We start from the raw sequence: 24,165 nt of genomic DNA on the forward strand, positions 1-24,165 counted from the left end.
GCGGAAGCAGCGGTCGGGAGGACTGCTGCTTTTTTTCTTTAGAAATAAGAAAAAGGCCATCCTTTTGCCGTTTGTTAAATGGCGGCAAGCGCTCTTAAACAGGTTTGTGCTATTCTTGTAGCAGCGATGAAGTTCATAAATGCAAAATGTTCTTTTTCAAACTTATGGATGATATATGCATGTAAACGATAGAGGAGGGAGAGTCTTGGCCAAATGCTTGACGAACGGAACCATTTATACGATGGATCAGGAACACAAGACGGTTGAGGCCGTCATCACCGAAGGAGGACGCATCATTGGCTCGGGAAATAAGCGGGAGCTGGAGGAGAGATTTCACGGCCGGATCGACGAAGTGATCGATCTTGGCGGAGGCGTCATGTTCCCCGGGTTTGTGGATAGCCATATCCACCTGATCGGCCACGGGGAGACCTTTCTCAAGCTGCAGCTTTCCGGTCTGAAGCATCGGGGCGAGCTGCTGGACAAGATAGCTGAGCAAGCGCGCCGCCTTCCGCCAGGAACGTGGATCATCGGCGAAGGATGGAACGAAAATGAGTGGGAGGAAGCGCTACCCCCGACAAGGGCGGAACTGGATCAAGCTGTCCCGAATCACCCGGTGATGCTGCGGCGGGTCTGCCGGCATGTGCTGACCGTCAATTCACTGGCTCTGCGCGAGACCGGCGTTGATGAAGATACAGAGATGCCAAGCGGCGGAGTTGCGGAACAGGGCAGCGACGGAACCTTAAACGGCGTCTTTAAAGACCAGGCCCAGGATCTTATCCTGGACAGGATGCCCGGCGTGACTCAGAACGACCTGGAGACCGCGCTGACGATGGCCATCGAGGACTGCTGGAGACAGGGAATCACCGGCTGCCACACGGAAGACCTGAGCTACTATGGCGGCTGTACACGAACGCTGCAGGCGTTTCAGAAGGTCATTATGGAGGGGCAGAAGAAATTCAGAACACATTTGCTCATCCACCATCTCGCACTCAATGAATGGCTCGAAGAAGGAAGGCACCGTGTCCCGGAATCCGAGTTTCTCGAATACGGGGCGATGAAGCTGTTTGCGGACGGTTCTCTGGGCGGAAGAACGGCTCTGCTCAGCCGTCCGTACGCGGATGATCCCACAACGAGCGGTGTTGCCGTTCATTCGGATGAGGAGCTGAACCGGCTGGTAGCGAAGGCAAGGAACGCCGGACTTGCGGCAGCTGCACATGCCATTGGCGATGGGGCCGCAGAGAAGGTGCTGCGCGCGTTTGCTGCTCATACATGCCCGGCGGGCAAGAGAGACCGGCTGATTCACGGGCAAATGTTGCGGGACGAGCTGCTTGCGCAGCTGAAAGATCTGCCTGTGATCGTCGACATCCAGCCCAGCTTCGTCACGTCTGATTTCCCTTGGGTGCTGGATCGGGTCGGCGAAGCGAAGGGGCTGCATTTGTACGCTTGGCAGACGCTGCTTCGAAGCGGGATTCCCTGTGCCGGCGGTTCGGATGCGCCGATCGAAAGCGTCTCGCCCCTCCTCGGCATATACGCTGCCGTAACCCGCATGAATCCGGGGGATGCCCGGCGGACCATGTATGGTCCAGACGAACGGCTCAGCATGTATGAAGCGATCTCGCTGTATACGACAGGCAGCGCCTATGCTGCGGGCCATGAACAAGACCGGGGGCGGATTCAGCCGGGATATGCCGCTGATTTTACCGTTCTGGAGCGGGATCCGTTCGGCGAACCGCCGGAAGCCATTTTGGAAAACGAGGTCCGGATGACAGTCATCGATGAAACGATCGTGTTCGGAAGGCCCGCATAAATAGCTGCAAAAGTGCAATTATTTTGATGCAAATACCCGATTTCAGCGAAATTAGAGCACTTTTGCCCTTATTCGCACCAAATCGGCTCGGCCGTTGAAGGTGAAAATTAGTGTACTTTTGCAGTTACTTCTATAAAAAAACGAAAATATTCCAAAAATTCACTATATGAAAAATTCACAATAATAAAGTCATCATAATACCGACCCTAGATTATCCGAGCTAGAATACCAGTACAACATACTTATCAGCAGATCACTCGAAAAAGGATCAAACACAACCACAAACATAACAAAAATTATGTAAACCTGATGAGTGTTGGTGTGCTCAAGCCGTGTCAATAAGGGTGGACCATCCCGCATGAAAGTGAAATGGTGACAAGGCACCAAAGGATATTTGTTTTGATCGGAGGCGAAATCGATGAAGGAAAATTGGGAGCGGACGGAGCTGCCGCTGGAACTGAATCTGGAAGAACTAAATCACATTGCAGGGCCTGCATTTCAAGGCCGTACCATTACCTCAGCCCAGCGAATAGGCGTGGGTCTCAGCAACTCCAATTACAAAATTCAGGTTGAGGGGGACGGCAGGCCATACGTATTGAGATTTTTTCGCAGAGGAGAAGACATTGCCGGCAAGGAAATCGCCCTTACCCGGCTCGTTCGGGAACGGGTTCCCGTCGCCGAATTTGTACATGCCGATACGAGCTGCAGCCGGTATCCCAAACCCTGGGCCGTGCTGGAATGGAAGCCGGGGGTTCTGCTGAGCGATATATTCCGAAATGGTAACCAGGGAGAGAAAGCTTCTGCTGCAGCCGCGGTTGGTAGAACACTCGCGCATATTCACGGTTTTCCGTTCGAAGCTTCCGGTTTCTTCGGCAGCGATTTGAAGGTCACGGAGCCTTTCAATATGAGCGGCGAGCGGTTTGTTGCATTCATGGAAGAACTCATCTTCCATAGTCCCTGCAAAGCTTGGCTGGGAGAGGAGCTTACCCAGCAGTTGTGGGCATTTTGCAAACGATACGGACCGTTATTATCGGCCAGTCAGGAAAGGCCCGTGCTGGCGCATTCGGATTATAACGGCTTAAATCTTCTGCTTGAGAAAGGTTCGGAGGGGTACTTCGTTTCTGCCGTGCTCGACTGGGAGGAAGCCTTTGCCTGGAACCGGCATGCGGATCTCGGCAATATGCTACGTTATGAGGCGAACGGTTCGTGGATCGAGCAGCACTTTATGAAGGCTTATGAGGAGGAGGGAATGGTGCTGGAAAAGAACTGGAGGCTTTTGTCACGCCTGGAGGACCTTGTCGCCTTGTGCGACATGCTGAGCCACTCGACGGCGGAGACGCCGAATCGGGTAAATGATCTGTGCCGGTTGATCGCTGGAACGGTTCGGGCAGGGGAGAATTAATGAATCGCTTCAGCAAAAAACACAGGCGCTCTGGAGAGTTACTCCATGAGCGCCTGTGTCTTTATTAAAAAGTGAATCAGCTCTTTCAATTGCGTTTATTTCCCTTGCGCATCGGTATTGGTATCTGCAGTGGATGCCGCATTGCTGCTTGCATCTTGCGGTTGGTTTGATTCTCCGGTGCTTGACCCCTCAGGGGACGGGCTGGTTCCCTGTTGTCCGCCATCATCGGACTGCGCTGGTTGACTGTTATCCGGCTGTTGAGCTGGATCGGAATCCGGTGAAGCCGGCTGGTTCTCACCCGTAGCTGGAGTTTGATCAGGGCTCTGTGTTTCATCCGGCGTATTTTGAGAACCGTCCGGGCTTTGATCTTCATCCGTTGTTAAGTTGTCATCAAGGCTCTGGGTATCATCGAATGTGGATCCTTTTCCTGTTTTTTTGCCTGTGATTTCAACGCTGGTACCGGTCAATTTTCCGGATAGAACGGGCTGCTGATTCGAATCGAGCATCGTTACGTTGCTGATCTCAAAATCGTACGTGCCTGAATCCGATGCGGTGAAGGAGAAATCCACCAAAGTGCCGCTTTTGACCGGTTTGTTGAATTCAATACCGAACACGGCCCGCTTTTTACCTGACTTCGCTAAAGATGCTTCCGCATCGGTTGTGGTAATGTCATTTTGAATTTTAACCTGCTTGGAAGACGGTGTAATCTTGTTAAGTTTTAATTTGGCGTCGTAAGTTACCTCAACCGTCATAAATTGGACGGCTTGTTTGCCTTTGAATTCAACGGATACGTTAAACGGTTTGCCAGCTTTGATATTGCCTTGTTTGGCTGACAATTCTACGTCTGTACTAAAGGTTTCTTCCGGCTTGTATTTATACTTATAGGATTTCGCCGCTTTAGTTGTTCCGTTGCCGGCATCATCGGAAATATACAGGTCGATGTTGTTATTTCCGTTTTCAAGCGGAATTTCTACGGTGTAATTGCCGTAATCGTCAATCGTTCCCTGGTATTCATTACCTTTACCTTTAACGGAGTTGACCGCCTTCACATGGATCAGATCCTGAAGGTTGGTGCCGTCATAGAAGTAATCCAGCAGCAAATCTCCGTTAATCGTTCCTTGAAGCACACCGACGTTCGGTTTATCCGGATTCACGACCAGTTCATCCGGCACCGACGCATCCGGTGCACTGTTGTCGACCAGGAACTGCGAAAGTGAGTCAGTAACCACTTCGGCGGTTTTGTCGCCTTCCTCCACCGTTACCGGAACGATGCCATAGACGCCTTCCGGATCCAATGTCACGCGTTTCTTCCCGGGTTTGGTAGCGATATCGACCTTGCCGTCCCAATCATAGGAGTAATAGAACGGATCCAGCTTGTTCTGGAAATCGCGGTCATAGATGTATCCTACATACTCGCCGTTACCTTCGTCATCAAAACGGTAAACGTCGAATTCGTAATCCACCAATTTTTTGTTCAATGCATAATAGAGGGTTGAGCCCTTGCCTTCTTTAGTGCTGGACAGGTAAATCGGATCCAGTTCCACGTTCGAAATATCGGCCAAATTGTACGTTTCGCCGACATACACGCTGAAAGGTACATGAAGGACGTGCCCGTTTCCGGATTGTGTAAAGATCAGCTGCCCGTCATACAGGCCATCCGCAGTTCCTTCCGGAACGCTCAAGGATACGTTCAGATCCGCAGTCGACTGGCCAGCGGACAGGCTTACCGAATCCGATGCCGGTGTCAGCACTGGCCCGCCGTCATGGTTCCATTTGACTTCAATCGAATAGGACTGATCGGCATTCGCGATATTTTCCACCGTCAGATTGCGGGTAACATCCGCTCCTGCACCCTGCAGGCCAAAGGAGAGGCTGCCGGAGTACGAAGTTTGGTGGGCGTCATCCTGCAGCTGAGCCGGAAGCGTTTCTTCGACCTTAATGATGGCATCCGCCTCGGAAGAATTTTTCAGGTCAACGCGTCCAGCACCTTGTTCGTTGGTGCCGTACTCCCGGTTATCACGGTCTTTAATCAGAACCGCATTGTTCGTAAGCAGAGCCTTCACGTCGTCCGGCTTCAACTGAAGCCCTTCTTCGCGCGTCTTCTCCAGCATGAGGGCTGCGGAACCCGCCACGTGCGGAGCGGCCATGCTTGTTCCTTGCAGTTCCTCATAGGCATTGGTATAGTCGCCGCCAAAAGCAGGAATGGAAGACTTGATACCAACGCCCGGCGCGGTAATGTCCGGCTTGATCGTATAGTTCGGCAGAGCAGGTCCTCTGGAGCTGAGGTCTGCGAGCAGATCGACCTCGGCTTTATAACCGAATGTCACGTGGTTATTGCCTTTGGCAATCTCGCTCTTCAGCTTCAGTCCGCTTTCCTGGCTGATCGTGTAGGCCGGCACGACGTCTTCAGCGCCATTCAGCGTAGCCCCGCCGATTTCTCCCGGCGCGTTATTGTAAATGATCACGGCCATGGCGCCGTTTGCGGCTGCATTTTGCGCTTTTTCGGCGAAGGAGATTTCTCCGCGCTGTACAAACGCCGTTTTGCCTTTGACGTCAATGTTGGCGTAATCGGACGTGCGGCCGAGGCCGGCGTCTACAAGCTCCAAATCCGCGCTTTCCGTTTCCAGCTTCGGAGAAGTCGCCGCCAGTTGGGCGTACGAAATGCCGGCTGTATCGGAAGTGAAAATCGGCGTTTGGAGCGGCGGCGTCGAGGCACCTACGGAAATGGCCAGCTGTGCTGCGGCCGGGCTGCCTACGGTTTCCGCATCCGGACCTTCGTTACCGTTGGAGATGACGACGGTTACTCCCGCCAGCGCCGCGTTGTCCGCCGCGATCGCATCAGGCGTATACGAATTGTTCATGGTGGAGCCCAGCGACAGGTTGATGACATCCATTCCGTCGCTCACCGCTTTTTCAATCCCGGCAATGACGTTCTCGGTCGAGCCGCTGCCGTATGGACCTAGTACGCGGTATACGTACAGGTCTGATCCCGGCGCTACGCCGCGGACCCAGCCCTTGCCTGCGTCGGGGTGTTCAGGGTCGCCGCGGCCGGCAACCGTTCCGGAGACGTGGGTTCCGTGATACGTATCATAAGTGCTGCCGGTGCTGTTGACCGGCTTGGTCGGATCCGGGAGCGTTTCCATCGGATCGGAATCGTTGTCGACAAAGTCGTATCCGCCTTTGTAGGCGTCCTTCAAGCTGGGGTGGTTGTAGTCAATACCGGTATCAATGACGCCGACCTTGACGCCTTCCCCGACATATCCCGAATCCCACATATCTTCCGCGCCGATCAGCGGGGCGCTTTCATCCATGTTTGGCGTGATCTCATGCCCGTCCGCAACCGGCAGGGCGTGCACTTCCTCGTTCGGGAAGACCGCTTTGACGTTCGGTAACGTCAGCAGCTTGTCCACTTCGTTCGCAGGAAGCGTCACGGAATAACCGTTAAATACTTTGGAATATTCCCGTTTGAACTTGGCTCCGGTTTTCGATAAGGCTGCCGATTTAAAGGCGCTGTGCTCCTGATTCAAAATGCTGCTGTAGCTGCCGAGAGATGAACGCGCCTTTGCCGACGGATTGGCCTCAAATACTTTGAGTGGATCGTTCTTCAGCTGGACGATGACCGTCACCGGTTCGCTGCTGTCCGAAGGGTCTACGAAGTTTTGGGGCTCATCCGGTGCGGCAGCCGCCAGGCTCTGAACCGGGGAAGAGGTGCCTTGTGCCGGAGGATTGAGCTTCCAGTCCCCTTTGTGCAGGGAAGAATCCAGATGAATGGCCGAATGGTCGGCCGACTGGAGATCGGGAGCGGCAGCCGCCGAAACGCTAGCGTTCGGGTAGGCCACACCAACAGCCAGCAAGGCACTTAACAACAGTGTCGAATAAGTACGGATGGTCGATGAACCTTTTTTCAAAAGATGTCCTCCTTTATCGAATGCGAGATAGGGAATAATGCCGAAAAGACGATCCTCCTTTACGTAAAACTAATTGAACACTAGTAAAATACATTTTCATTTTACAATTTTTGCATTCTATTGGTATGAGACAAAAGGTTGATAGGTACTTTGGGCAGGGTGGGCGTTTGCTGTCGAGCAAAGGTGTCGAAATGCTTCAGAAGTACGGTTTCTCTGGCAAAATATTTATTTTTCGCGATATCGCATCGATTAGAGAGGTTTAAGAATTGACATCGTGGGACTAAAGTAAGAGGAAAGTGCGAAAGGCTGAAAGACAAAAATCCTCTTGATCTCCCATGAGACGAGGGGGCAAGAGGATCTAAAAGTCCCCCGGAAGGTTTCCGGGGACATGATCAGTTCTTCAGTTGGATGACAGGATGCCGCAGGATGGTTTTCATTCGATGCGGTGGTGTTCTGCGTGGATCCGACAAATAAATTTCATGATGCCGCCCGTTTGACGTTAGGCGCTGGGCCTCGATATACTCGAAAATCTGCCGGATCGTTTCCGGCTCGGTACTGAACGGACCGACATGCAGCATCTGCACGCAATCGCCCTCATATAGGCGTTCCAAGCTCACGAAGCGAAGGGGGGCGAGATGCGGTTTCTTGTTCACTGCCAGCATCCGGGTTTCTTCGAATCGTTCGGCCGATACATAGTCCGGCATCCGGATCAGCAGCTTCCACATCCAATCATCCCTGGAAGCGTACATGGCGTCCTGTCCGGAATGGGACCTGGCCCACCAAAGCCCTTCCAGCTTGGGCACGGTAAAATCCTGATCCTCCTGTTTGCACATACCTTTTACGCCATAAGCTACGGTGTAAAGGGCTTCGGTCGCTTCGGCAAACCTTGGACCGTTTGGATCGCCTTCACCGTCGATCGTAAGATAGGGAATCTCTTCAAAATAGCATTTTTGCGGGACTTGGGGGGCGGAATAATACGAGGGGTTCGCTTTGACCAAATCCAGCTTGCGGTTATCCAATTTCATAAGGTTAGACTCCTTTCTGGCTTTCAGGATAACCGCATCATACGACAACTTCCCTGACAGCTAGATTGTCAGGGAAGTTTAGGGCTTGTATGATGTTCTGCGATTTCGTGAGCGAGTTCGGCGATCCGTTCACTCAGCAGGTTTGGTTCCATTACGGACACCAGCGTACCGAAAGAAAGAAGAAGGTGGGGCATATAGGTGAACATCACCGAAGGCGGCATTTCGAACCGGATTTCCCGGTCCGAATGCTCGGTCAGAAAAGGCTGCACGAAATATTGATTCCCGATGGCTTCCAAAACATCCGAATCGCCGACAATCCGCACTGTAACCCAGGATGTGTCCGCATTCGGAGGACCGGCTAAAGTATCCCGAGCAAGCTCGGTAAAAGTGAAATCCTCCGGTCTCTCGAACGTTTCATCCGTAACCTCCAGTCGCTCGATCCGGTCGGCCCGAAACATCCGGACGGAATCGCGCAGCTCGCAGTAAGCAGCGACATACCACCGGTTCGCCCGGTAAGCCAGGCGGTAAGGGTGAATGCGGCGCGTAAGCGCAGAATCGCCGGTCGTTTTAGCGTATTGAATGCAGCACACCCGGGAATGGGCAGCCGCTTCTTCGAGGTCGGAAAGTAACGGTTTAATCTCCCGGCTGGTTGAATAGGGGACTGCTTCCAGCCCGGCCTGATGGCGCTTCAGATTCTCCCCTTGGTTCTCATTCAGCCGGTGACTGATTTTAACGAGCGCGTTCTCCAAAGCGTCCGCAAACGGATAACCGGCCTGGGAAGCAATCCGTGCGCTGTGAGCCATAGCTTTCAATTCATTCGTATCAAAGAATAACGGCGACTCCCGAAATGAATCCGGAAGCGTGAAGCCGCCCCCATGACCGGGCTCGGCGACCACCGGAACCCCGCTCAGGCATAGCAGGTCGATATAACGGTAGACGGTACGGACGCTGATTTCCAACGCCTCGGCCAATTGTTCTGCCGTCATTTTACCTCTCGAACGCAAAAGCCATACGAGTGACAGCATGTAATCCAGTTTGGGCATATGTTGAGCCAGCCTTCCATTTCAATAGTAAGAATACAGTAAAATGGGATAAATACCCGTTCCACACCTGACGATACTCCCACAGTACCACGGGCCCGTCCGCGATGTAAAATTCATCCTAAAACCGCTTCGGCGTACATATGGTGTAGGTAGAAGGGAGTGGGAAGATGGACAGGATCGTAGACAGGTATTACCTGCTAAAACAGCGACAGAGAGAAACGGAGCAGGAACTGAAGCAGCTCCGTGAAGAAATCACTGCCTATTGTGAAGAACGGCAGGCCGAGCAGTTGGAGATTGGTGCCTACAAGGTGAAGCTGGTATCTCAAACCCGCAAGGAATACGACGACGAGAAACTGTACGAAGCGCTGCCGGACCCGGATTTGTGGCGGCTGATGTCCAAAGCGGACGGGTCGAAAATATCCAGTCTGGTCCGCCTGAGCGTCATTCAGGAGGAACGGCTGGAGGATACGTTCGAAGTCAAGCATATCAAGCTGCTGCATGTTGATAAAATATAATTTTGAACTGGGAAACTGCCTGACACGGGCAGTTTTTTTTCGTTGAGCCCCGTGCCGCTCGTCGATTGTTGCATTAAATAACCAGCCTCTCCGAAGAGAAGCTGGTTTTCGTGTTCAACAGTGAAACCATTCGTTGCCAGCCGCTTACCGCTTCACTTGACGTTATTTTTTCTCCAGCCGGTCGTGGAACGATTTCGCATAGAATTGCAGCGTGTACGAAGCCTCGGAAGAAAGATATTCCTGCATGTTCTCTTTGCCGAGCTGCTCCAAGTACTTCTCTAAAAAGGATATTGCCTGCTTTTTGGAACCCTGTCCCAAATGATGCTTTACTTGCTTCAGGCTGTTCGTCAGCTGCGGGGCGAGGGGGCCGTTGAGGTCGCCGGTCGCCTTGAACTGCTCCATATAGTTCTCCAGTACCGTCATCAGCCCTGGCGTGACCGTCACGCGGTTGGACGCATCGGATTCCCCGGCGCCGTTCTCCGCTTTGAGGTAATAGGTGTATTCCACGCCCGGCTCGGCCGTGCGGTCGTAATACGTATGAACCTTGGCATACCCGAGATTTACGACCTCGCCGTCTCCTTCCCTGTACACGTTGGTTTGAGTTTCGCCGCCTTGGGACGTCCAGATGAGTCCGACAAAAGTCTCGCCCACCAAGCCCACCGCGAGATCGGAAGGGGCTGCCGGTATAGGCATAGCGATTCTCAACCCATTCGTCAGATCCGTCTCGCCCATTTCGTTGACGGCGGATATTTTGTAGGTATAACCCGTACTGCTTACGCTGATGCTGTCATCAATGTACTGGGTCGAAGTTATGCTTTTCATTTTGGCAAAAGACTCTTCGTCATCCGCTTTTCTGTAGATGTTATAGCTCTCCGCGCCGGCCGCTGGCTTCCAGCTGATTTCGAACGCCGAAGCCGAAGCCGATCCGGCAGACAGCCCAGTAGGCACTTCGGGCAGAAGGACCGGTGCGGCTGTTGTTGCTGCGGCGACGCCTGACGCTGCGGACTCACCGCCGATTCCAGTCGCCGTCACTTTGTAGGTATAGTCAGTAGAAGGGCTTACCGCTTTATCGGTGTAAGCGGCGGCGGCAGCTGTGCCTATTTTACTGTAAATGCCGTCCGCTCCGGATCTGTAAACGCTGTAACTCATCGCCCCCTCCACCGGCTTCCATTCCAGCTCAACGGATAGGCTTCTCGCCGCTTTTACGAGGAGGTCGGACGGAGCCAGAGGCGCTGGCTGTGAAGCGTCAACGTTGAGCACTTCTACGGCATCGGATAACGATGATTCACCGCCAGCATTCAGTGCTGAAACGTTGTAAGTATAGGTGACGCCTTGTTGGGCGGCGGCGTCTTCGTATTCGGTCTCATGGGTACTTGCGACAACTCTGGACACCGGATCCTTGGATGAGGAGCGATAGACGAGATAAGCGCTTGCCCCGCTTACTGGAGACCAATGCAGCGATACGTCGGCATCGTTTGCGAGCTCTCCTGCCAGACCGGAAGGGGCGTCCGCAAGCGGCTTCGTTTCCGGATTCACCGGTTTCAAGATCACGAAATAAGGGCATTTCGACGTGTTATTGTTCGTCCCCATAACGACACGGGAACCGGCCGAGTGACGCTTTTTGTAGAGATAATACTCCACCGGCTGACTGTCTGCGATCGTTTCTCCTGTGAGCTCATAGTTTGCGGTCAACCAATCGGGCTCCGTCGTAATCCTCGAATCGTAAGCAACGTACACATCGGCGTCCGCCGCCAAATAGAAGGAGACCAGATCGCTGCTTGTCGCGCTTCTGGAGCCCACCGCCGAGCGGATCCATTCCAACCCCTTCAAGTGCTTCGGCACGGACTCGAACTTGTAAATCTTGCTGCTGCTGCCGGTCATCCGGTCTCCGAATACGATATCTCCAGGCTGGAGATCATCCTGAACCGACCAGTTCGCCGCGTTGGCGCTTCCGCTGCTGCTGTTATCGTTGATGACGACATTGCGGACCGTTTTACCGTCCAGGCTCGGTGCAGGCACAGGCTCGGGATCGGGCTCGGCCGGTTCTGCCGGCGGGATAAACGGAGGGCCGGACCATGCAGGAGGTTTCATCGGATAGCCGGCAGGAAACCCGGGAGCTGCCAATTCGTTCAAATAAGCCTCCAGGTTCGTGTAGCCATCCCCGTCCAGATCGCCGTTTCGATCTGACGGATCTGCCGGATTGAGATCATGCGCGAGCTCCCATTCATCGGGCATTCCGTCCCGATCGGAATCAGCTGGCGCCGTACCTTGCTTCAAAGGAGGGAAACCTCCCACATCATCTTCGTCTCCGATAATCACGCCTGTCTGATTTCGGACGCCATTGATCACGCGCGTGTCTACCGCGTCCCTCGCAAGAGACGATCCGGCGTAATGCAAGATATGATCATAGGCTTTTTCCGGGGCCTCTGTATGAACCAGCGGGAACTCAAAACGTTCAGATACGACAACGCTCGGCCTCTCCGCCTCGACGATGCCGGTTCCGGCGTCCTTGCCGTTCAGCACGCCGTCTTTGTTGCTGTCGATCCGGTTGTTTTCGAGATACACCTGATAATTCTCATTACCGCGAACAACGGCGTACTCGGGAGCGGACGAATTTTTGCCGGCGATAAAATAGTTCCCGACCACATTACCGTAACCTTTGGTCCCGGATTCGCCGCCCGCCACATACGGGAAGTCGCCCCAATTGTAGACGATGTTGTTCACAAAGTCGATTTGACCCTTCGTTTTCGGATTCCGGTCGTTATTGTGGGCATAGAGGTTGTGATGCATCGTGATCGTATTCATCTCGATCAAGCCGCCCATCGAGTGGGTGAGCAGGCCCTCGGAGATGACGGACCACTGGACGGTTATATTTTTGGACAGCGGATTTTCATAGTTCTTGCTCTTGATGGACAAGACCTCGTCCGTGCCCCACGAAAAACTGGAGTGGTCGATGATCACATTCTGACAGTCTTCAAAATACATCGTATCGTCGTTAAAGCTTAAGTCGCCCATGCGAAAGCGTAAATAGCGGATGACGATATCGTGGGAATCGATGAACCGAATGTTGTTCCCCCGGATCGTAACTCCGTCACCTGGCGCCGTCTGGCCGGCAATCGTGATATGGGATTTTCCCTCCACGACGATCTGAGGGATCGTAATCTCGCCGGAGATGTCAAAAACGATCGTTCGCGGCGTATCGCCGGCCGTCATAAGCGCGTCATGGAAGGTGCCCAGACCCGTAAGCTCGTAGCTCGTGACATGATAAACTTCTCCACCGCGGCCGCCTGCCGTCGCATAACCAAACCCTTCAGCGCCCGGAAAGGCCGGGAGCTGGGAATGATCAGCCCGTGCCGTCGGCGATTGCAGCGGGTACATCGATAAAGCCCAAACCAAGCATAACAACAGTGCCAGATAACGCTTCATTTGCAGCCTCCTTAAATACGGAATGGGATGGTGTTCCCGAGAAATTTCGCTAATCTAACCTCCTCTTTTTGAAATGTCAACTAAAATTCATGCCTATTATAGATAGCGCTTTCAATGGTCCGCAATCAATGATTCGTGCATGGGGTGCGCAAAACGCCGAAGTAGGAGATGGTGTTGAAATCGTTGATGCAGCGGAGGATTGGTTTGTCGAAAAGGGAGATCGAAGAAGTTCGCCAGTGCCCTTTACGAACAAAGTTCTGTCCGGCCATCCCCAAAATATGTTGTTATGAAAACCTGAAACGCTAATACACATACATAGTAAAGCGCTTTACTCAAACTCTTCAATGCGGAGATCCCAAGGCTTTACATCAAAAAGGAGGGGCAAGCATGGTCAAAAGGAAAAAGAAATGGCTGCTCGGATCCACCGCGCTCTTATGCGCGTTAACGGTGGCGATGGCAGGCTGTTCGAGCGGCAATGGCGGCACGAAGACGGCGGACCCGGGTACGGATACGACTACGACCACGACCACCGGCAATACGGATTCTTCCGGCGAAGGAACCGCCAAAACGAAAACGACGATATCCATTACTTACCGGGATGACGGTATCGGGGAGAAAGGCACGTTCTACAAATGGCTGAAGGAACTGGCCGAGACCTATCCAAACAAGGACGTGGAAATCAAGCCGACGCCGATTCAGGCGTCCGAGGGGGACTATTTTGCCAAAGTCGCTCTGGCACTGAAGTCCAAGGATACCGCACCGGATATCGTTACGGAAGATACATTTATTCTGAACTCCGATGCCAGTGCAGGGTTTCTGGAACCGCTGGATGACAAGGTCAAAGATTGGGAGGACTGGACGAACGGCTCCTTTATCGAAGCGATGAAAAAAGGGGTTACGGCCAGTGACGGCAAGGTGTATGGGGTCCCTTACAACACGGACTCGCGGGGATTGTGGTACAACAAGGATATATTCAAACAAGCGGGACTTCCCGAGGATTGGCAGCCTAAATCGTGGGAAGACGTGCTGAACGCGGCCCGGACAATCAAAGAGAAGACGAAGGATGTCGTGCCGATCTGGATGAACATGGGCAAGGCGACCGGCGAAGCCACCTCGATGCAAACGTATGAAATGCTGCTGTACGGCACCGGGGAACGCCTCTATGACAACGATACGAGCAAATGGATTATCAAGAGTCAGGGGATCAACGACGCACTGACTTTCATTCAGACAGTCAACAAGGAGAAGCTGGGACCACCGCTGTCCAAAGTGCTGAACGGCCAGGCGGGGAACACCGCGTCCCGTGAATATTTGCCGAAAGGCAAGCTGGCGATATCGCTCGACGGTTCGTGGATTACCGGCAACTACTTTGACACTGGAGCTGCGCCATGGCCGGAGTATAAAGACGTGCTGGGCTTTGCCCCGATGCCGACCAGCAAAGGCCAGGATCCGGGTTCCATCACGCTTGCCGGCGGATGGGCGCTGTCGATCCCGAGCAACTCGCAGCATAAGGACGAAGCGTGGGACTTCATTAAGTACGCTTTGAACAAAGACAACACCCAAAAGCTGGTCATCGCTTCCGGCAACATTACCGTACGTGCGGATGTCGCCAAGGATCCCGAATATACGGCACAGCCGTTTAACGGTATCGCGACCGAATACCTGCAGCACGCCGAGTTCAGACCGGCACAGGACAAATATCCGGAAGTGTCCACGCAGATCCAGACAATGGTCGAAAGCGTCGCCACCGGTACCTCTCCTGCGGATGCAGCGAAGAAATACGCGCAGGATGTAACCCGGATTGTCGGTCAGGATCATATCGTAGAGAAGTAAAAGGGTTCAGGCTTGCTCATGCTGCTTCCGGCGGGAGGTCGGCATGGGCAAGCGGTTTTATTTTCAGCTTAGGGGAAGGAGACGTAACCTGGATGAGCAGTTTGACCGTACCTTCGGTATACAAAAAAAGAAAGTCATATACGTGGCTCTACTTTCTGCTTCCTTCAATCGCGATCATGCTCGTGTTTTTCATTTATCCGATCCTGCTGACGTTTTTTTATTCGTTCACCAACCTGGCGTTGACGGGGGAAGCGGCCAAGGAACTGAAATTCGTCGGCATCGACAACTATGTCCGCATGCTCCATGATCCCACGGTCCGGGTGAGTATCTGGAACACGCTGATCTTCCTGATCGGCTCGGCCGTCATCGGCCAGCAGGTGCTCGGATTTATCGTTGCGCTCTTGATGAAGCACAAAAACCGGCTGTTCCGCCGGGTTATAGGCACGATCGTTTTGGCCGGATGGGTCACCCCGGAAATCGTCTGTGCGCTGTGCTTATACAGCTTTTTCGGCGATGAAGGGACGCTGAATGCCATCCTTTCCTTCGTCGGGATCTCTGACGTGACCTGGCTCTATACCGTACCGATGCTGACCGTCATTTTGGCGAATATTTGGCATGGCACCGCCTTCTCGATGCTGGTATTCCAGGCTGCGCTCGACGATGTGCCGACGGAGATCGAAGAAGCGGCTGTCGTAGACGGTGCTTCCCGGCTGCAAATTTTGTTCCGGATCACCATTCCTTATATCAAGGGTACCATTACGACTAATATGATGCTCGTTACGCTGCAGACGTTGGGCGTCTTTGGCCTGATCTATGCGATGACGGGCGGGGGACCGGGAACGTCGACGACGACGCTGCCGATTTTTATGTACAACCAGGCCTTTGTCAACTACCAGCTCGGGTACGGCACGGCCATATCGCTGCTGCTCCTCCTGCTGGGCATCGTGCTGAGCCTGTTCTACATCCGCTCAATGAAAGAGCAATAAACAAGGAGAATCCGTATGAACGCGAAACAACGCAAACTCATCTACCGTATACTGCCGTATTTGATCCTTACCGTCATCGGGATCTGCTTTCTGCTCCCGCTGCTGTGGGTGCTGGTCGCGTCCGTCGATTCCAATGCGATGCAGTCGCTGAAAATGCCAACCCGGCTCACCGGGTCCAATTACGGCGACGTAATCACGAACGGCGAGAACCAGCGCGCCTTCTTGATCGGACTTGTGATGTCGCTCGGCCAAGCTGTCATCGTCGTCATTCTCGGACTGCTGGCAGCCTATCCGCTGTCCCGGTACCAAATGAAGTACAAGAAACCGTTTATGCTGACCATTCTGTTCATGACCTCGCTTCCGATTACGGCGGTCATGGTTCCCGTGTATCAGCTCTTTCTAAGCCTGAAGCTGTACAACAACATTTTCGGCGTCATTTTGTTCTATGTCGCTTCCTCGATGCCGTACGGCATTTGGATGCTGAAAAATTTCATGGATTCCGTGCCGAACGATATGGAGGAGGCCGCATGGGTCGACGGGGCGTCGGTATTTACCGGCATCCGGAAGGTGGTGGCCCCGCTCATGATCCCCGGGATCTGCACCGTGGCCATCTTTACGTTCTCGGGAAGCTGGGGCAATTTCTTCGTGCCGTACATCTTGCTGCAATCCCCGGAAAACTTCCCGGCGTCGCTTAAGCTGTATCAGTTCTTCGGCCAATACGGCATGGCGGATTACGGCAAGCTGGCGGCTTTCTCCGTCCTCTATGCGCTCCCGTCGGTCGTGCTGTATATTTTGTCGCAGCAGTTTATGTCCAAAGGATTTGGGCTGCAGGGAGGTACGAAGGGGTAAACCAGGTGGTTGGTGTTTATCGTACATGGACTGGCGTTCGCATGAAGACTTATGTGGAATGACGGAAAAAGTAATGATTCATGTGAAAAGAAAAAAAAAAGTAATGACTCACGCGAGAAAAAGCAATGATTCATGTGAAAAGACAAAAAAGCAGGCGGCGGAACGGGAACGTTCCTTTGCCTGCTTTTTTTGGTGAAGCGGTATGCGCTTACCCGGGTTAGGTTCGGGGGAACCGTGTGTCCATGCTCGCTGCCTCGGGAATGCTCCAGCTGTGTTTTAACGTGCTGCCTGGATAGCCCGCTTACAACGCTTTGGCCAGCTCGTTCAGCTTGTTCATCGTGTTCCAGTTCCGCGACGTGGCGGGAACGCCCACCTTGGATAAATTAATGGCAAGCTTGGAGTCGCGGATGCTTTGCCGAAGCATCAGGTACACGACATCGCCGTCGGTGTGGAAGTCATCCCCGCCTTTGTCGAAGGCCGCCAGCTTGTCCAGCGCTTCCTGGCTGGGCTGTTCGGTGCGAATCGAGACGTGGATGCTTTCACCTTCGCCCAAAGCAGAGGCGTCGTATGGACATCTCGCGATGATCTGCTGCATTTCCTCCGCGGATTTCAGGGCGACCGATACCGGCTTGCCGATCGCCTTTTCCAAAAAATCCTCAATTTTGGACTTCAGTCCATGCGGTTCTTCATCGCTTTGAAACAAAACGTTCCCGCTTTGAATATACGTTTTGACCTTGTGAAAGCCCATGTCCTCGAACATCTTCTTAAGCTCGGTCATTTTCACCAAATTGTGTCCGCCCACGTTAATGCCCCGCAGCAGTGCGATATACACCGTCATAAATCCGCCGCCCCGTTTCGTTTTTTACCCAGTATAACATACATTTACTGGAATTCCGCTGTGGATTCTTTAGTGGCGGTCGCCCAACCTCTTCAGCCGCTCCGCTGCTCTGTGAACGGCCAACGGGAGCCGGAGCTCCTGCCCTAAGCGGAGAGCTTTTTCATAATAGGTACAGGCGGCATCAACCCTTTGCTCTGCGAGTTCAATATCGCCAAGGGTGAGGCAGGAGGAGGAAACGGCTCTTAGATATCCCATCTCCTCGCCCAAGCGGGTGGCGGTTTCGGCATGCTGCCGAGCCGTTTCTATCTGGCCGCGTTTCAGGTAAATATCGCTCAGCAGCAAATGATCCAGCGGCAAGTGTGGCTTGAACCCTGCTTTTTCTCGCAGCGTTAAAGCCTGCTGTGCAAACTTTAACGCTTCGTCCAGGTCTCCGGATTGAAACGCATGGAATGCAAAGTGGCGGGCAGGCTCGCATTGCTCATACAGAAAATGATGCTCCTCTGCGATTCGGACTGCCTGGGAGTAGAAATCCAGCGCCAGATCCTTCTTTTGCCAGCGTTCGTACACGGTACCGATTTGGAAATACGATTCGCTCGCGCCGCGGTTATCCTGAAGTTCGATCCGTATTTGCAATGCCTGCTCATGGTATCCCAGAGCTTCCTTGTATTGTCCCGCAGCGCTTTCGATCGCAGAACTCGCATTCAGATCAACAAAATAGTGAGCTGTTCCAAGGGAACTTAGCGCATCCGCCAGGCTCTTCCGGTTTTGGGATTGCTCTGCGAGCTGCCGGGCTTCATGTAATACGGAAAACATAGACTCGGGATCGGTGTTGGTATAGACGTATTCGTTAGCCTTTATTTTGCCAAGCTGAAGCAAAACCGGAAGCTTCAGGTGCTGCGCTTCCCGGATGGCGGTAATCGGCAGAAGCTGATTCAGCAACTGCTGCGCTTCCTTGGACCGTCCGTTCCAAAAGTAAATCTTGGCGATTTCGATCAGTTCTTTTAACGGAGTGACGAAGCTGCCGTTAAGATCACTTTGCGTTTCATGCACTGCGTCCGCTACAAACTTTTCCATCATAGATTTCCCCTTCCATAGCTGAGAGTGAATTTTCACGGGATTTCTTCCATTCCGTACTGAGCGTAGCTTCACTCGAGTTCGGCTTAGGCCGTCGAGTCAACTCCACACTACGGTATCTCTTTCTTTGCTAAGGTCAGTTGAGATATGATCATTTTAGATCGGCGCAAGGAAATGAACTATGTACAAATCGCAGCAAGTGTTCAGTTTTGAACAGTAAGAAAAAGTTGTTCAGCATTAGGTTACTGAACATCAACGATCTCCAACTAAAAGGGAGGGACAGATATGGCATCCACCGATAAAAACGGTGATCGCAGAATTGAGCGAACGCGTCAGCTGCTCCGTCAGGGATTCGTTGAGATGATCCGGGAAAAAGGATTTTCCGCCATGAGCGTACAGGACATCGCGGAACGGGCGAATGTGAGCCGCGGGACGTTTTACATCCATTACACAGATAAATATATGCTGTTGGATCACGTCATCCGGGACAATTTCGGCAAGCTGCTGTTGAATACCGTTCCGCCGAATACCGAGTGGAACCGCGAAACGGCGAGAAGAATCATTATTGCCGTTCTTCAGTGCTTTGAGGGAAAATATGGCCACCGGCAGCCCTCCAGCCGAGTACCCGTCTCGATTTTGGAGGAGACCATCCGGAAAGAACTAACCCGGTATATCTTTGAATGGATGAGGAATGAACCTGATCGCACGAATGAGGATCCTTTACGGCTTAACGCTCGGGCAAGCGTTGTCAGCTGGGCTATTTTGGGTCCGGCCATCCAGTGGGCTAGGGAGCCCCAGGTCCTGTCTGAGGAGCAGATGGCAGATGTTATTTTGTCCGTGGTGGACGGGGGGAGAAGGTAGAGGAGGAAGGAGGTCTCAGTCCCTCGAAGTCCCTTCGCGGCATGAATCGAAGCCAAGGTAGCTATTTTATCGAAAAGGGCCGATTTTATGAAAGGCTGAAGCGGGCTTAAACAAAATAACGTAAAACTGGACTTTTGTATCGTTGAACACCTGCACATTGGGCTAATAACTGCAAAAGTGCATTTAAAACCGTTAAATTGGGCTGAAAATCGGAAAAATGGCCGAAATAGATGCATTATTGCACTTATTTGCGCATATTCGCCCTAAACTGGTGAAATTAGATGCACTTTTGCACTTAATGGTTGCCATTCACTCTAAATTAATGAAAATAGATGCATCTGCATCTATTTGTCTCGATGATAGCCTACTTATGGGGATACCAATGGCACTTTACCCAATTGCACTGAAAAATGCCTACATTCAAGAAAATACAGCGATCAGTGCTTCACATCTGTCCGGACCTCATCGGGCAGCTTCAGTGTAAGGGATCCGGACTGCTGCTGGATCTCTCCGTCCCGCGTCTGCTTATAGCCCAGCTTGGACAGCTTTCCATCCGGATCCAGTCGCCCCGCCGTAAACGTATTGATGTTCACGATGCTGCCTTCTCGGTAATAAAAATAGGTAGTATCCGCCCATGGTAACGGTCCGGTAGCGTCCGTAAATTTCTGCTGAGCGAATAGCTCCTCAACCGGCCTCTCACCCGGCGAGATGTGCGCCTGCCATGTGACGATCTGCATACCACCCTTTAGCTCGATTCGAGAAACCAGGTTGTCGTAGATGACGTAATACCGGGTGCCCACCCCTCTGGGGAACAGATAGATCGTACTGAACCCTTCGGAAGTATGCTGGCTGTCCAAGCGTTCATGCTCATAATGCAGACGACTGTTCATGTCCAGCATCATCCGGCGGGCGTCGGCCAAGTCACCCGAATCCAGCACCGTCAATTGCATCGGATTCAGCGGCGACTGAAACGATACCGCCGTGCCCTTCACCTCCAAGCGGTAACCCAGCCATTCGCTCCACAAGCGCAGCGGTACATACATCTGATTGTGAATCCTCTGCATAGGCACATCCAGTTTGATTTTGGTCGACCAAGTTCCTTGCTTCACCACAGCTGCGTTTTTACCGAGCGGGATGACAACCTTCTCCGACCATTTGTGGACGGTCGCTGTTTGGGTTTTGGCATCCCAGGATACCGATGCCTGGATCGAATTGGCTAAGGTACGCAAGGGAACCAACACTCGCCCGTCTTTCAGCACAGGTGCTGCATCCGGAACTTCAACATTCTCCATATATACCTTGTCCGGAACTGCCGCGTAGGCGGACGAGCCTGACATGAGCAAGCATGCCGCAGAGATCGCCCAAATGAACTTTTTCATACGAAGTCACTCCTTTTTATCTAAGACGTCTAAATCGGGGAGGAGGTTACCCGCGTTAGAAAAGTTGCTAGAAAGTCTTGCGCTGGAGACGACTCCAGCGGTTAGAATGCCTGAGAGAGGGGGCATGCTCCCCCTCGATTCCAAAAATCCACGCAAAGGAGAATTTCGATGAAGATTGGCGTGATCGGAACGGGCCACATGGGTGGAACGCTCGGGAAAAAGTGGGCAGCGCAGGGGCATGAGGTGATGTTCGGCACCCGCGATCCACACAGTGGGAGAATTCAAGCCTTGCTTCAGGAGGCTGGCGCACAGGCACAGGCGGGAACCGTGCGGGAAGCGGCTGCTTTCAGTGAAGTCATTCTGCTCGCAGTCATGCCGGACGAAGTGGAAAGGGTGCTGGAGGAAGCCGGAACTGTAACCGGCAAAATTTTGATCAATTGCACCAACCGTTTCGATGGGCAGTCGGCAGATACGGAGGTGCGAAAACTGGTGCAGGGGGCCAGGGTCGTCCGGGCTTTCCATACTCTGCCCTGGGAAGTGCTTGCTAAGCCCCGGTACGAGGAGGGCAACGCCACCGTGTTTTTGAGCGGGGAGGATACCGAAGCAAAAGACACCGTTGCCCGGTTGTCCCGCGACATCGGATTGGATTCGGTGGATGTCGGCGGTTCCGGGAACATGGAGCGGATTGAGACCGGGATCGGGATGCTGTGGCAGGCACTGTCGCCCCAGTTCGGACGTGACTTTGGCATTCGCGTGCTCCGGCGGGAATCCATCGATGCTTAAATCCGGGCGCGACTCCGTCAGGTCTTATTCGTGATCGAACTTCCATGCTGCACTTGTTACCAACTACGACAAAAACGCAATGAACCGTTTCGATGCAGCCGAAAGAGGAACGTTTTTGAGCGTCGCAATACCGATGTGCCGAAGCGGGACCGAGGGTGTCAAAGGAATTTCCACCAGTTTGCCCGAGGCTAATTCTTCGGTGATGAATTGGCGCGTGATGAAGGTAAGCCCGAATCCGCTCTGGGCAAACTGCACCAGGAGATCAAGGCTGCCAAGCTCGAATTCCGGATGAAACGTGGTGCCATGAGCCCCGGCATAGCTGTCCAGAAATCGCCGTGTACTTCCTCCAGGCTCCAGAAGCAGCAGCGGGTATTGGTGAAGCTCCTCCAAAGGCAGCGGCTGCCGGGCCAGTTCTGCATATTTCGGATGTCCGACAAGGCAGTCCTGCTGGGGCGCGCTTGGCCGAAAATCGATTTTGGGATCGTCCGCGGGCAGGTTCACGATCCCGAAGTCAATTTTTCCTTCTTTTAACAAAGCGATCGTTTCCGGTGTCGTCCGGTTCGTGACATGGACCCGAATTTCCGGATACTCCTGATGAAACTGCTCGAGGCATGGCAGCAGGTAGTGCTTGCACAAAGTGTCACTGGCTCCGATATGGATTTCCCCAAGCAGCAGATTTTGCATCTCGGCCATCTTCTTCTCCCCGATGTCCAGCATCTGCATGGCCTGTTCCACATAGCCGTACAATACTTCACCTTCCGCGGTTAACGTAACTCCTTTCGCCGTTCTGAAAAACAAAGACCCGCCCAGAGCGCCTTCCAATTGTTTTAACGTATGACTGACCGCAGGCTGGGTAATATGCTGCTGCTCCGCCGCCTTCGTCAAACTGCCGAGCTTGGCTGTCCAATAAAAAACACGGTACCATTCCATTTGAATGTTCATAGTCATTACCTCATTTTATATAGATCATTATTAATATCAATTTTACTTATGAGATTCACCCAAATTATAATGATCCGTGTAAAGGAAAACAAGAGGAGGCTAGACTATTGACCGTAACAGCAATTGTTGGAGCCAATTGGGGCGATGAAGGAAAAGGCAAGATGACGGATGTGCTGGCAGCCAAATCATCTTACGTGGTGAGATATCAGGGCGGAAGCAATGCCGGGCACACGATCATCAACGAATACGGCAAGTTCGGCCTGCATATGCTGCCTTCCGGCGTATTTTATCCGCATGTGACGAATGTGATCGGACCCGGCACGGCGCTGGACGTGAACGTACTGATGAGCGAACGGGAAGCTTTGCTGGCTAGAGGCGTTCCCGCGCCGAAATTGGCCGTATCGGATCGTGCGCAGGTCGTCCTGCCTATCCACCGGCTGCTGGATGAGCTGGAGGAGGAGCGTTTGGGGTCACGCAGCTTTGGCTCGACCAAGCAGGGGATCGCTCCGTTTTATGCAGACAAATATGCCAAGCTCGGCGTGCAGGTGGCCGATCTGTACGACGAAGAAAGACTTCGGCGCAGGCTGGAACAAATGCTGGAAGCTAAAAATGTTCTGCTGGCACACCTCTACGGCCATCGGCCTCTAGGACCGGAGGATCTGATGCCTGCCTTGTTGGAGCAAGGTGAGAAGCTTCGTCCCTTCGTGTGCGATACGACCCAAATGCTGAATGAGGCTTACCGGAAAGGGGAAGGCATCTTGCTGGAAGGACAGCTTGGAGCGCTGCGGGATCCGGACCACGGCATTTATCCGTTCTCCACGTCCTCTTCAACGTTGGCGGGATTCGCGCCGGTCGGTGCCGGCCTGCCGCCGTATGCGATTTCCCAAGTGGTGACCGTGGTCAAAGGCTATTCGAGCTGCGTCGGTGCCGGCCCGTTCGTTACCGAACTAGCAGGTGAAGAAGCGGAGGAGCTGCGCCGGCGCGGAGGCGATGCGGGCGAATACGGCGTATTAACCGGACGCCCGAGACGCGTGGGCTGGTTCGATGCGGTAGCTACCCGCTACGGCTGCATGATTCAGGGAGCTACCGAAATTGCCTTAACGAATCTTGACGTGCTCGGATACCTGGACCAAATCCCTGTGTGCGTCGGATATCAGCTTGCAGACGGAACGGTGACCGACCGGTTTCCGGTGAGCGCAAAGCTGGACGAGGCCAAGCCGGTCCTGCATCATTTCAAGGGATGGAACTGTGACATTACCGGTATTCGTTCCTTTGAAGAGCTGCCTGAGGCGGCGAAGCGGTATATCGATGTGATCGAAGTGGCTACGCGAGTAAAAGTAAAATACGTTTCCGTGGGACCTAAAAGGGACCAACTGATCTCACGCGATCTGTAGAGCTTCACAATATGTGGAGGAAGTAGATTTTACAGCCGAGAACCAGCCCAGGATTCCGGCTTAGTTTCCCGAGTAACGATGAATCAGAACGGTTTTCCCT

18 protein-coding genes are annotated in these 24,165 nt (G+C 53.1%); 10 read left to right on the forward strand and 8 right to left on the reverse strand.

The genetic code is table 11. The features are described 5' to 3' along the window. The first annotated feature begins 205 nt into the window (after positions 1-205). Both CJP46_RS15900 and CJP46_RS15905 read left to right on the forward strand, forming a co-directional pair. Entirely contained in the window at positions 206-1,807 is a 1,602-nt protein-coding gene (locus CJP46_RS15900; RefSeq protein WP_256992359.1) for an amidohydrolase, read from the forward strand. A gap of 418 nt (positions 1,808-2,225) precedes the next feature. Further along, a complete protein-coding gene (locus tag CJP46_RS15905; RefSeq protein WP_094596571.1) occupies positions 2,226-3,209 on the forward strand; it encodes a phosphotransferase family protein in 984 nt (327 codons plus the stop codon). 95 nt (positions 3,210-3,304) lie between these two features. On the opposite strand, the gene CJP46_RS15910 is transcribed toward CJP46_RS15905, so the two are convergent. The 3 genes from CJP46_RS15910 to CJP46_RS15920 all read right to left on the reverse strand — a co-directional run bounded on the left by CJP46_RS15910 (position 3,305) and on the right by CJP46_RS15920 (position 9,185). Next, on the reverse strand, positions 3,305-7,117 hold the full coding sequence (locus CJP46_RS15910) for a S8 family serine peptidase (RefSeq protein WP_094596572.1): 3,813 nt from the start codon (positions 7,115-7,117) through the stop codon (positions 3,305-3,307). Positions 7,118-7,509: 392 nt separating this feature from the next. Further along, a complete protein-coding gene (locus tag CJP46_RS15915) occupies positions 7,510-8,142 on the reverse strand; it encodes a GyrI-like domain-containing protein (RefSeq protein ID WP_094596573.1) in 633 nt (210 codons plus the stop codon). Between the two features lie 68 nt (positions 8,143-8,210). After that, a complete protein-coding gene (locus tag CJP46_RS15920) occupies positions 8,211-9,185 on the reverse strand; it encodes a helix-turn-helix transcriptional regulator (RefSeq protein ID WP_094596574.1) in 975 nt (324 codons plus the stop codon). Between the two features lie 167 nt (positions 9,186-9,352). Between CJP46_RS15920 and CJP46_RS15925 the strand changes: the two genes are divergently transcribed. Beyond that, entirely contained in the window at positions 9,353-9,700 is a 348-nt protein-coding gene (locus CJP46_RS15925; protein ID WP_094596575.1) for a hypothetical protein, read from the forward strand. Between the two features lie 162 nt (positions 9,701-9,862). On the opposite strand, the gene CJP46_RS15930 is transcribed toward CJP46_RS15925, so the two are convergent. After that, positions 9,863-13,126, reverse strand: coding sequence for an FIMAH domain-containing protein (locus CJP46_RS15930; protein ID WP_094596576.1), 3,264 nt, complete (start codon positions 13,124-13,126; stop codon positions 9,863-9,865). A 387-nt stretch (positions 13,127-13,513) separates the two neighbouring features. Here CJP46_RS15930 and CJP46_RS15935 point away from each other — a divergent pair, with 387 nt between their 5' ends. The 4 genes from CJP46_RS15935 (at position 13,514) to CJP46_RS36540 (ending at position 16,990) form a co-directional block, all read left to right on the forward strand. Further along, the gene (locus CJP46_RS15935) at positions 13,514-14,959 is read left to right on the forward strand and encodes an ABC transporter substrate-binding protein (RefSeq protein ID WP_256992360.1); all 1,446 of its coding nucleotides are present in this window, start codon (positions 13,514-13,516) and stop codon (positions 14,957-14,959) included. Between the two features lie 92 nt (positions 14,960-15,051). Beyond that, a complete protein-coding gene (locus tag CJP46_RS15940; protein ID WP_094596577.1) occupies positions 15,052-15,945 on the forward strand; it encodes a carbohydrate ABC transporter permease in 894 nt (297 codons plus the stop codon). Positions 15,946-15,960: 15 nt separating this feature from the next. Next, positions 15,961-16,794 (forward strand): carbohydrate ABC transporter permease, encoded by an 834-nt coding sequence (locus CJP46_RS15945; protein ID WP_094596578.1) that lies wholly within the window; start codon positions 15,961-15,963, stop codon positions 16,792-16,794. Between the two features lie 25 nt (positions 16,795-16,819). Continuing rightward, positions 16,820-16,990 carry a hypothetical protein gene (locus CJP46_RS36540; protein ID WP_179281181.1) on the forward strand — a complete coding sequence of 57 codons (171 nt, stop codon included), beginning with the start codon at positions 16,820-16,822 and terminating at the stop codon, positions 16,988-16,990. Positions 16,991-17,095: 105 nt separating this feature from the next. Here CJP46_RS36540 and CJP46_RS15950 read toward each other — a convergent pair whose 3' ends face one another. Together CJP46_RS15950 and CJP46_RS15955 are read right to left on the reverse strand one after the other, a co-directional pair. Further along, complete coding sequence (locus tag CJP46_RS15950; RefSeq protein ID WP_094596579.1) at positions 17,096-17,632, reverse strand: DUF1697 domain-containing protein; 537 nt, start codon at positions 17,630-17,632, stop codon at positions 17,096-17,098. Between the two features lie 69 nt (positions 17,633-17,701). Continuing rightward, positions 17,702-18,709 (reverse strand): tetratricopeptide repeat protein, encoded by a 1,008-nt coding sequence (locus CJP46_RS15955; protein ID WP_094596580.1) that lies wholly within the window; start codon positions 18,707-18,709, stop codon positions 17,702-17,704. A 282-nt stretch (positions 18,710-18,991) separates the two neighbouring features. Between CJP46_RS15955 and CJP46_RS15960 the strand changes: the two genes are divergently transcribed. Next, a complete protein-coding gene (locus tag CJP46_RS15960; protein ID WP_094596581.1) occupies positions 18,992-19,567 on the forward strand; it encodes a TetR/AcrR family transcriptional regulator in 576 nt (191 codons plus the stop codon). A 437-nt stretch (positions 19,568-20,004) separates the two neighbouring features. On the opposite strand, the gene CJP46_RS15965 is transcribed toward CJP46_RS15960, so the two are convergent. Beyond that, positions 20,005-20,946, reverse strand: a complete 942-nt coding sequence (locus CJP46_RS15965) for a copper amine oxidase N-terminal domain-containing protein (protein WP_094596582.1) — start codon at positions 20,944-20,946, stop codon at positions 20,005-20,007. A 168-nt stretch (positions 20,947-21,114) separates the two neighbouring features. On the opposite strand from CJP46_RS15965, the gene CJP46_RS15970 reads away from it, so the two are divergent. Next, positions 21,115-21,729: an NADPH-dependent F420 reductase gene (locus CJP46_RS15970; RefSeq protein ID WP_094596583.1), complete on the forward strand. Its 615-nt coding sequence runs from the start codon at positions 21,115-21,117 to the stop codon at positions 21,727-21,729. A gap of 63 nt (positions 21,730-21,792) precedes the next feature. Here CJP46_RS15970 and CJP46_RS15975 read toward each other — a convergent pair whose 3' ends face one another. After that, positions 21,793-22,671, reverse strand: a complete 879-nt coding sequence (locus tag CJP46_RS15975; protein WP_094596584.1) for a LysR family transcriptional regulator — start codon at positions 22,669-22,671, stop codon at positions 21,793-21,795. Positions 22,672-22,778: 107 nt separating this feature from the next. Here CJP46_RS15975 and CJP46_RS15980 point away from each other — a divergent pair, with 107 nt between their 5' ends. Continuing rightward, complete coding sequence (locus tag CJP46_RS15980) at positions 22,779-24,065, forward strand: adenylosuccinate synthase (RefSeq protein WP_094596585.1); 1,287 nt, start codon at positions 22,779-22,781, stop codon at positions 24,063-24,065. Positions 24,066-24,165 lie beyond the last annotated feature (100 nt).

Source organism: Paenibacillus sp. XY044 (assembly GCF_002257645.1).
Taxonomy (GTDB): domain Bacteria; phylum Bacillota; class Bacilli; order Paenibacillales; family Paenibacillaceae; genus Paenibacillus_AQ.

Bases quoted from the DNA above. Each gene is read 5' to 3' on its own strand.
- CJP46_RS15905 (WP_094596571.1), top strand. From the start codon at position 2,226: ATGAAGGAAAATTGGGAGCGGACGGAGCTGCCGCTGGAACTGAATCTG.
- CJP46_RS15915 (WP_094596573.1), bottom strand. From the start codon at position 8,142: ATGAAATTGGATAACCGCAAGCTGGATTTGGTCAAAGCGAACCCCTCG.
- CJP46_RS15920 (WP_094596574.1), bottom strand. From the start codon at position 9,185: ATGCCCAAACTGGATTACATGCTGTCACTCGTATGGCTTTTGCGTTCG.
- CJP46_RS15925 (WP_094596575.1), top strand. From the start codon at position 9,353: ATGGACAGGATCGTAGACAGGTATTACCTGCTAAAACAGCGACAGAGA.
- CJP46_RS15930 (WP_094596576.1), bottom strand. From the start codon at position 13,126: ATGAAGCGTTATCTGGCACTGTTGTTATGCTTGGTTTGGGCTTTATCG.
- CJP46_RS15935 (WP_256992360.1), top strand. From the start codon at position 13,514: ATGGTCAAAAGGAAAAAGAAATGGCTGCTCGGATCCACCGCGCTCTTA.
- CJP46_RS15940 (WP_094596577.1), top strand. From the start codon at position 15,052: ATGAGCAGTTTGACCGTACCTTCGGTATACAAAAAAAGAAAGTCATAT.
- CJP46_RS15945 (WP_094596578.1), top strand. From the start codon at position 15,961: ATGAACGCGAAACAACGCAAACTCATCTACCGTATACTGCCGTATTTG.
- CJP46_RS36540 (WP_179281181.1), top strand. From the start codon at position 16,820: ATGGACTGGCGTTCGCATGAAGACTTATGTGGAATGACGGAAAAAGTA.
- CJP46_RS15950 (WP_094596579.1), bottom strand. From the start codon at position 17,632: ATGACGGTGTATATCGCACTGCTGCGGGGCATTAACGTGGGCGGACAC.
- CJP46_RS15955 (WP_094596580.1), bottom strand. From the start codon at position 18,709: ATGATGGAAAAGTTTGTAGCGGACGCAGTGCATGAAACGCAAAGTGAT.
- CJP46_RS15960 (WP_094596581.1), top strand. From the start codon at position 18,992: ATGGCATCCACCGATAAAAACGGTGATCGCAGAATTGAGCGAACGCGT.
- CJP46_RS15965 (WP_094596582.1), bottom strand. From the start codon at position 20,946: ATGAAAAAGTTCATTTGGGCGATCTCTGCGGCATGCTTGCTCATGTCA.
- CJP46_RS15970 (WP_094596583.1), top strand. From the start codon at position 21,115: ATGAAGATTGGCGTGATCGGAACGGGCCACATGGGTGGAACGCTCGGG.
- CJP46_RS15975 (WP_094596584.1), bottom strand. From the start codon at position 22,671: ATGAACATTCAAATGGAATGGTACCGTGTTTTTTATTGGACAGCCAAG.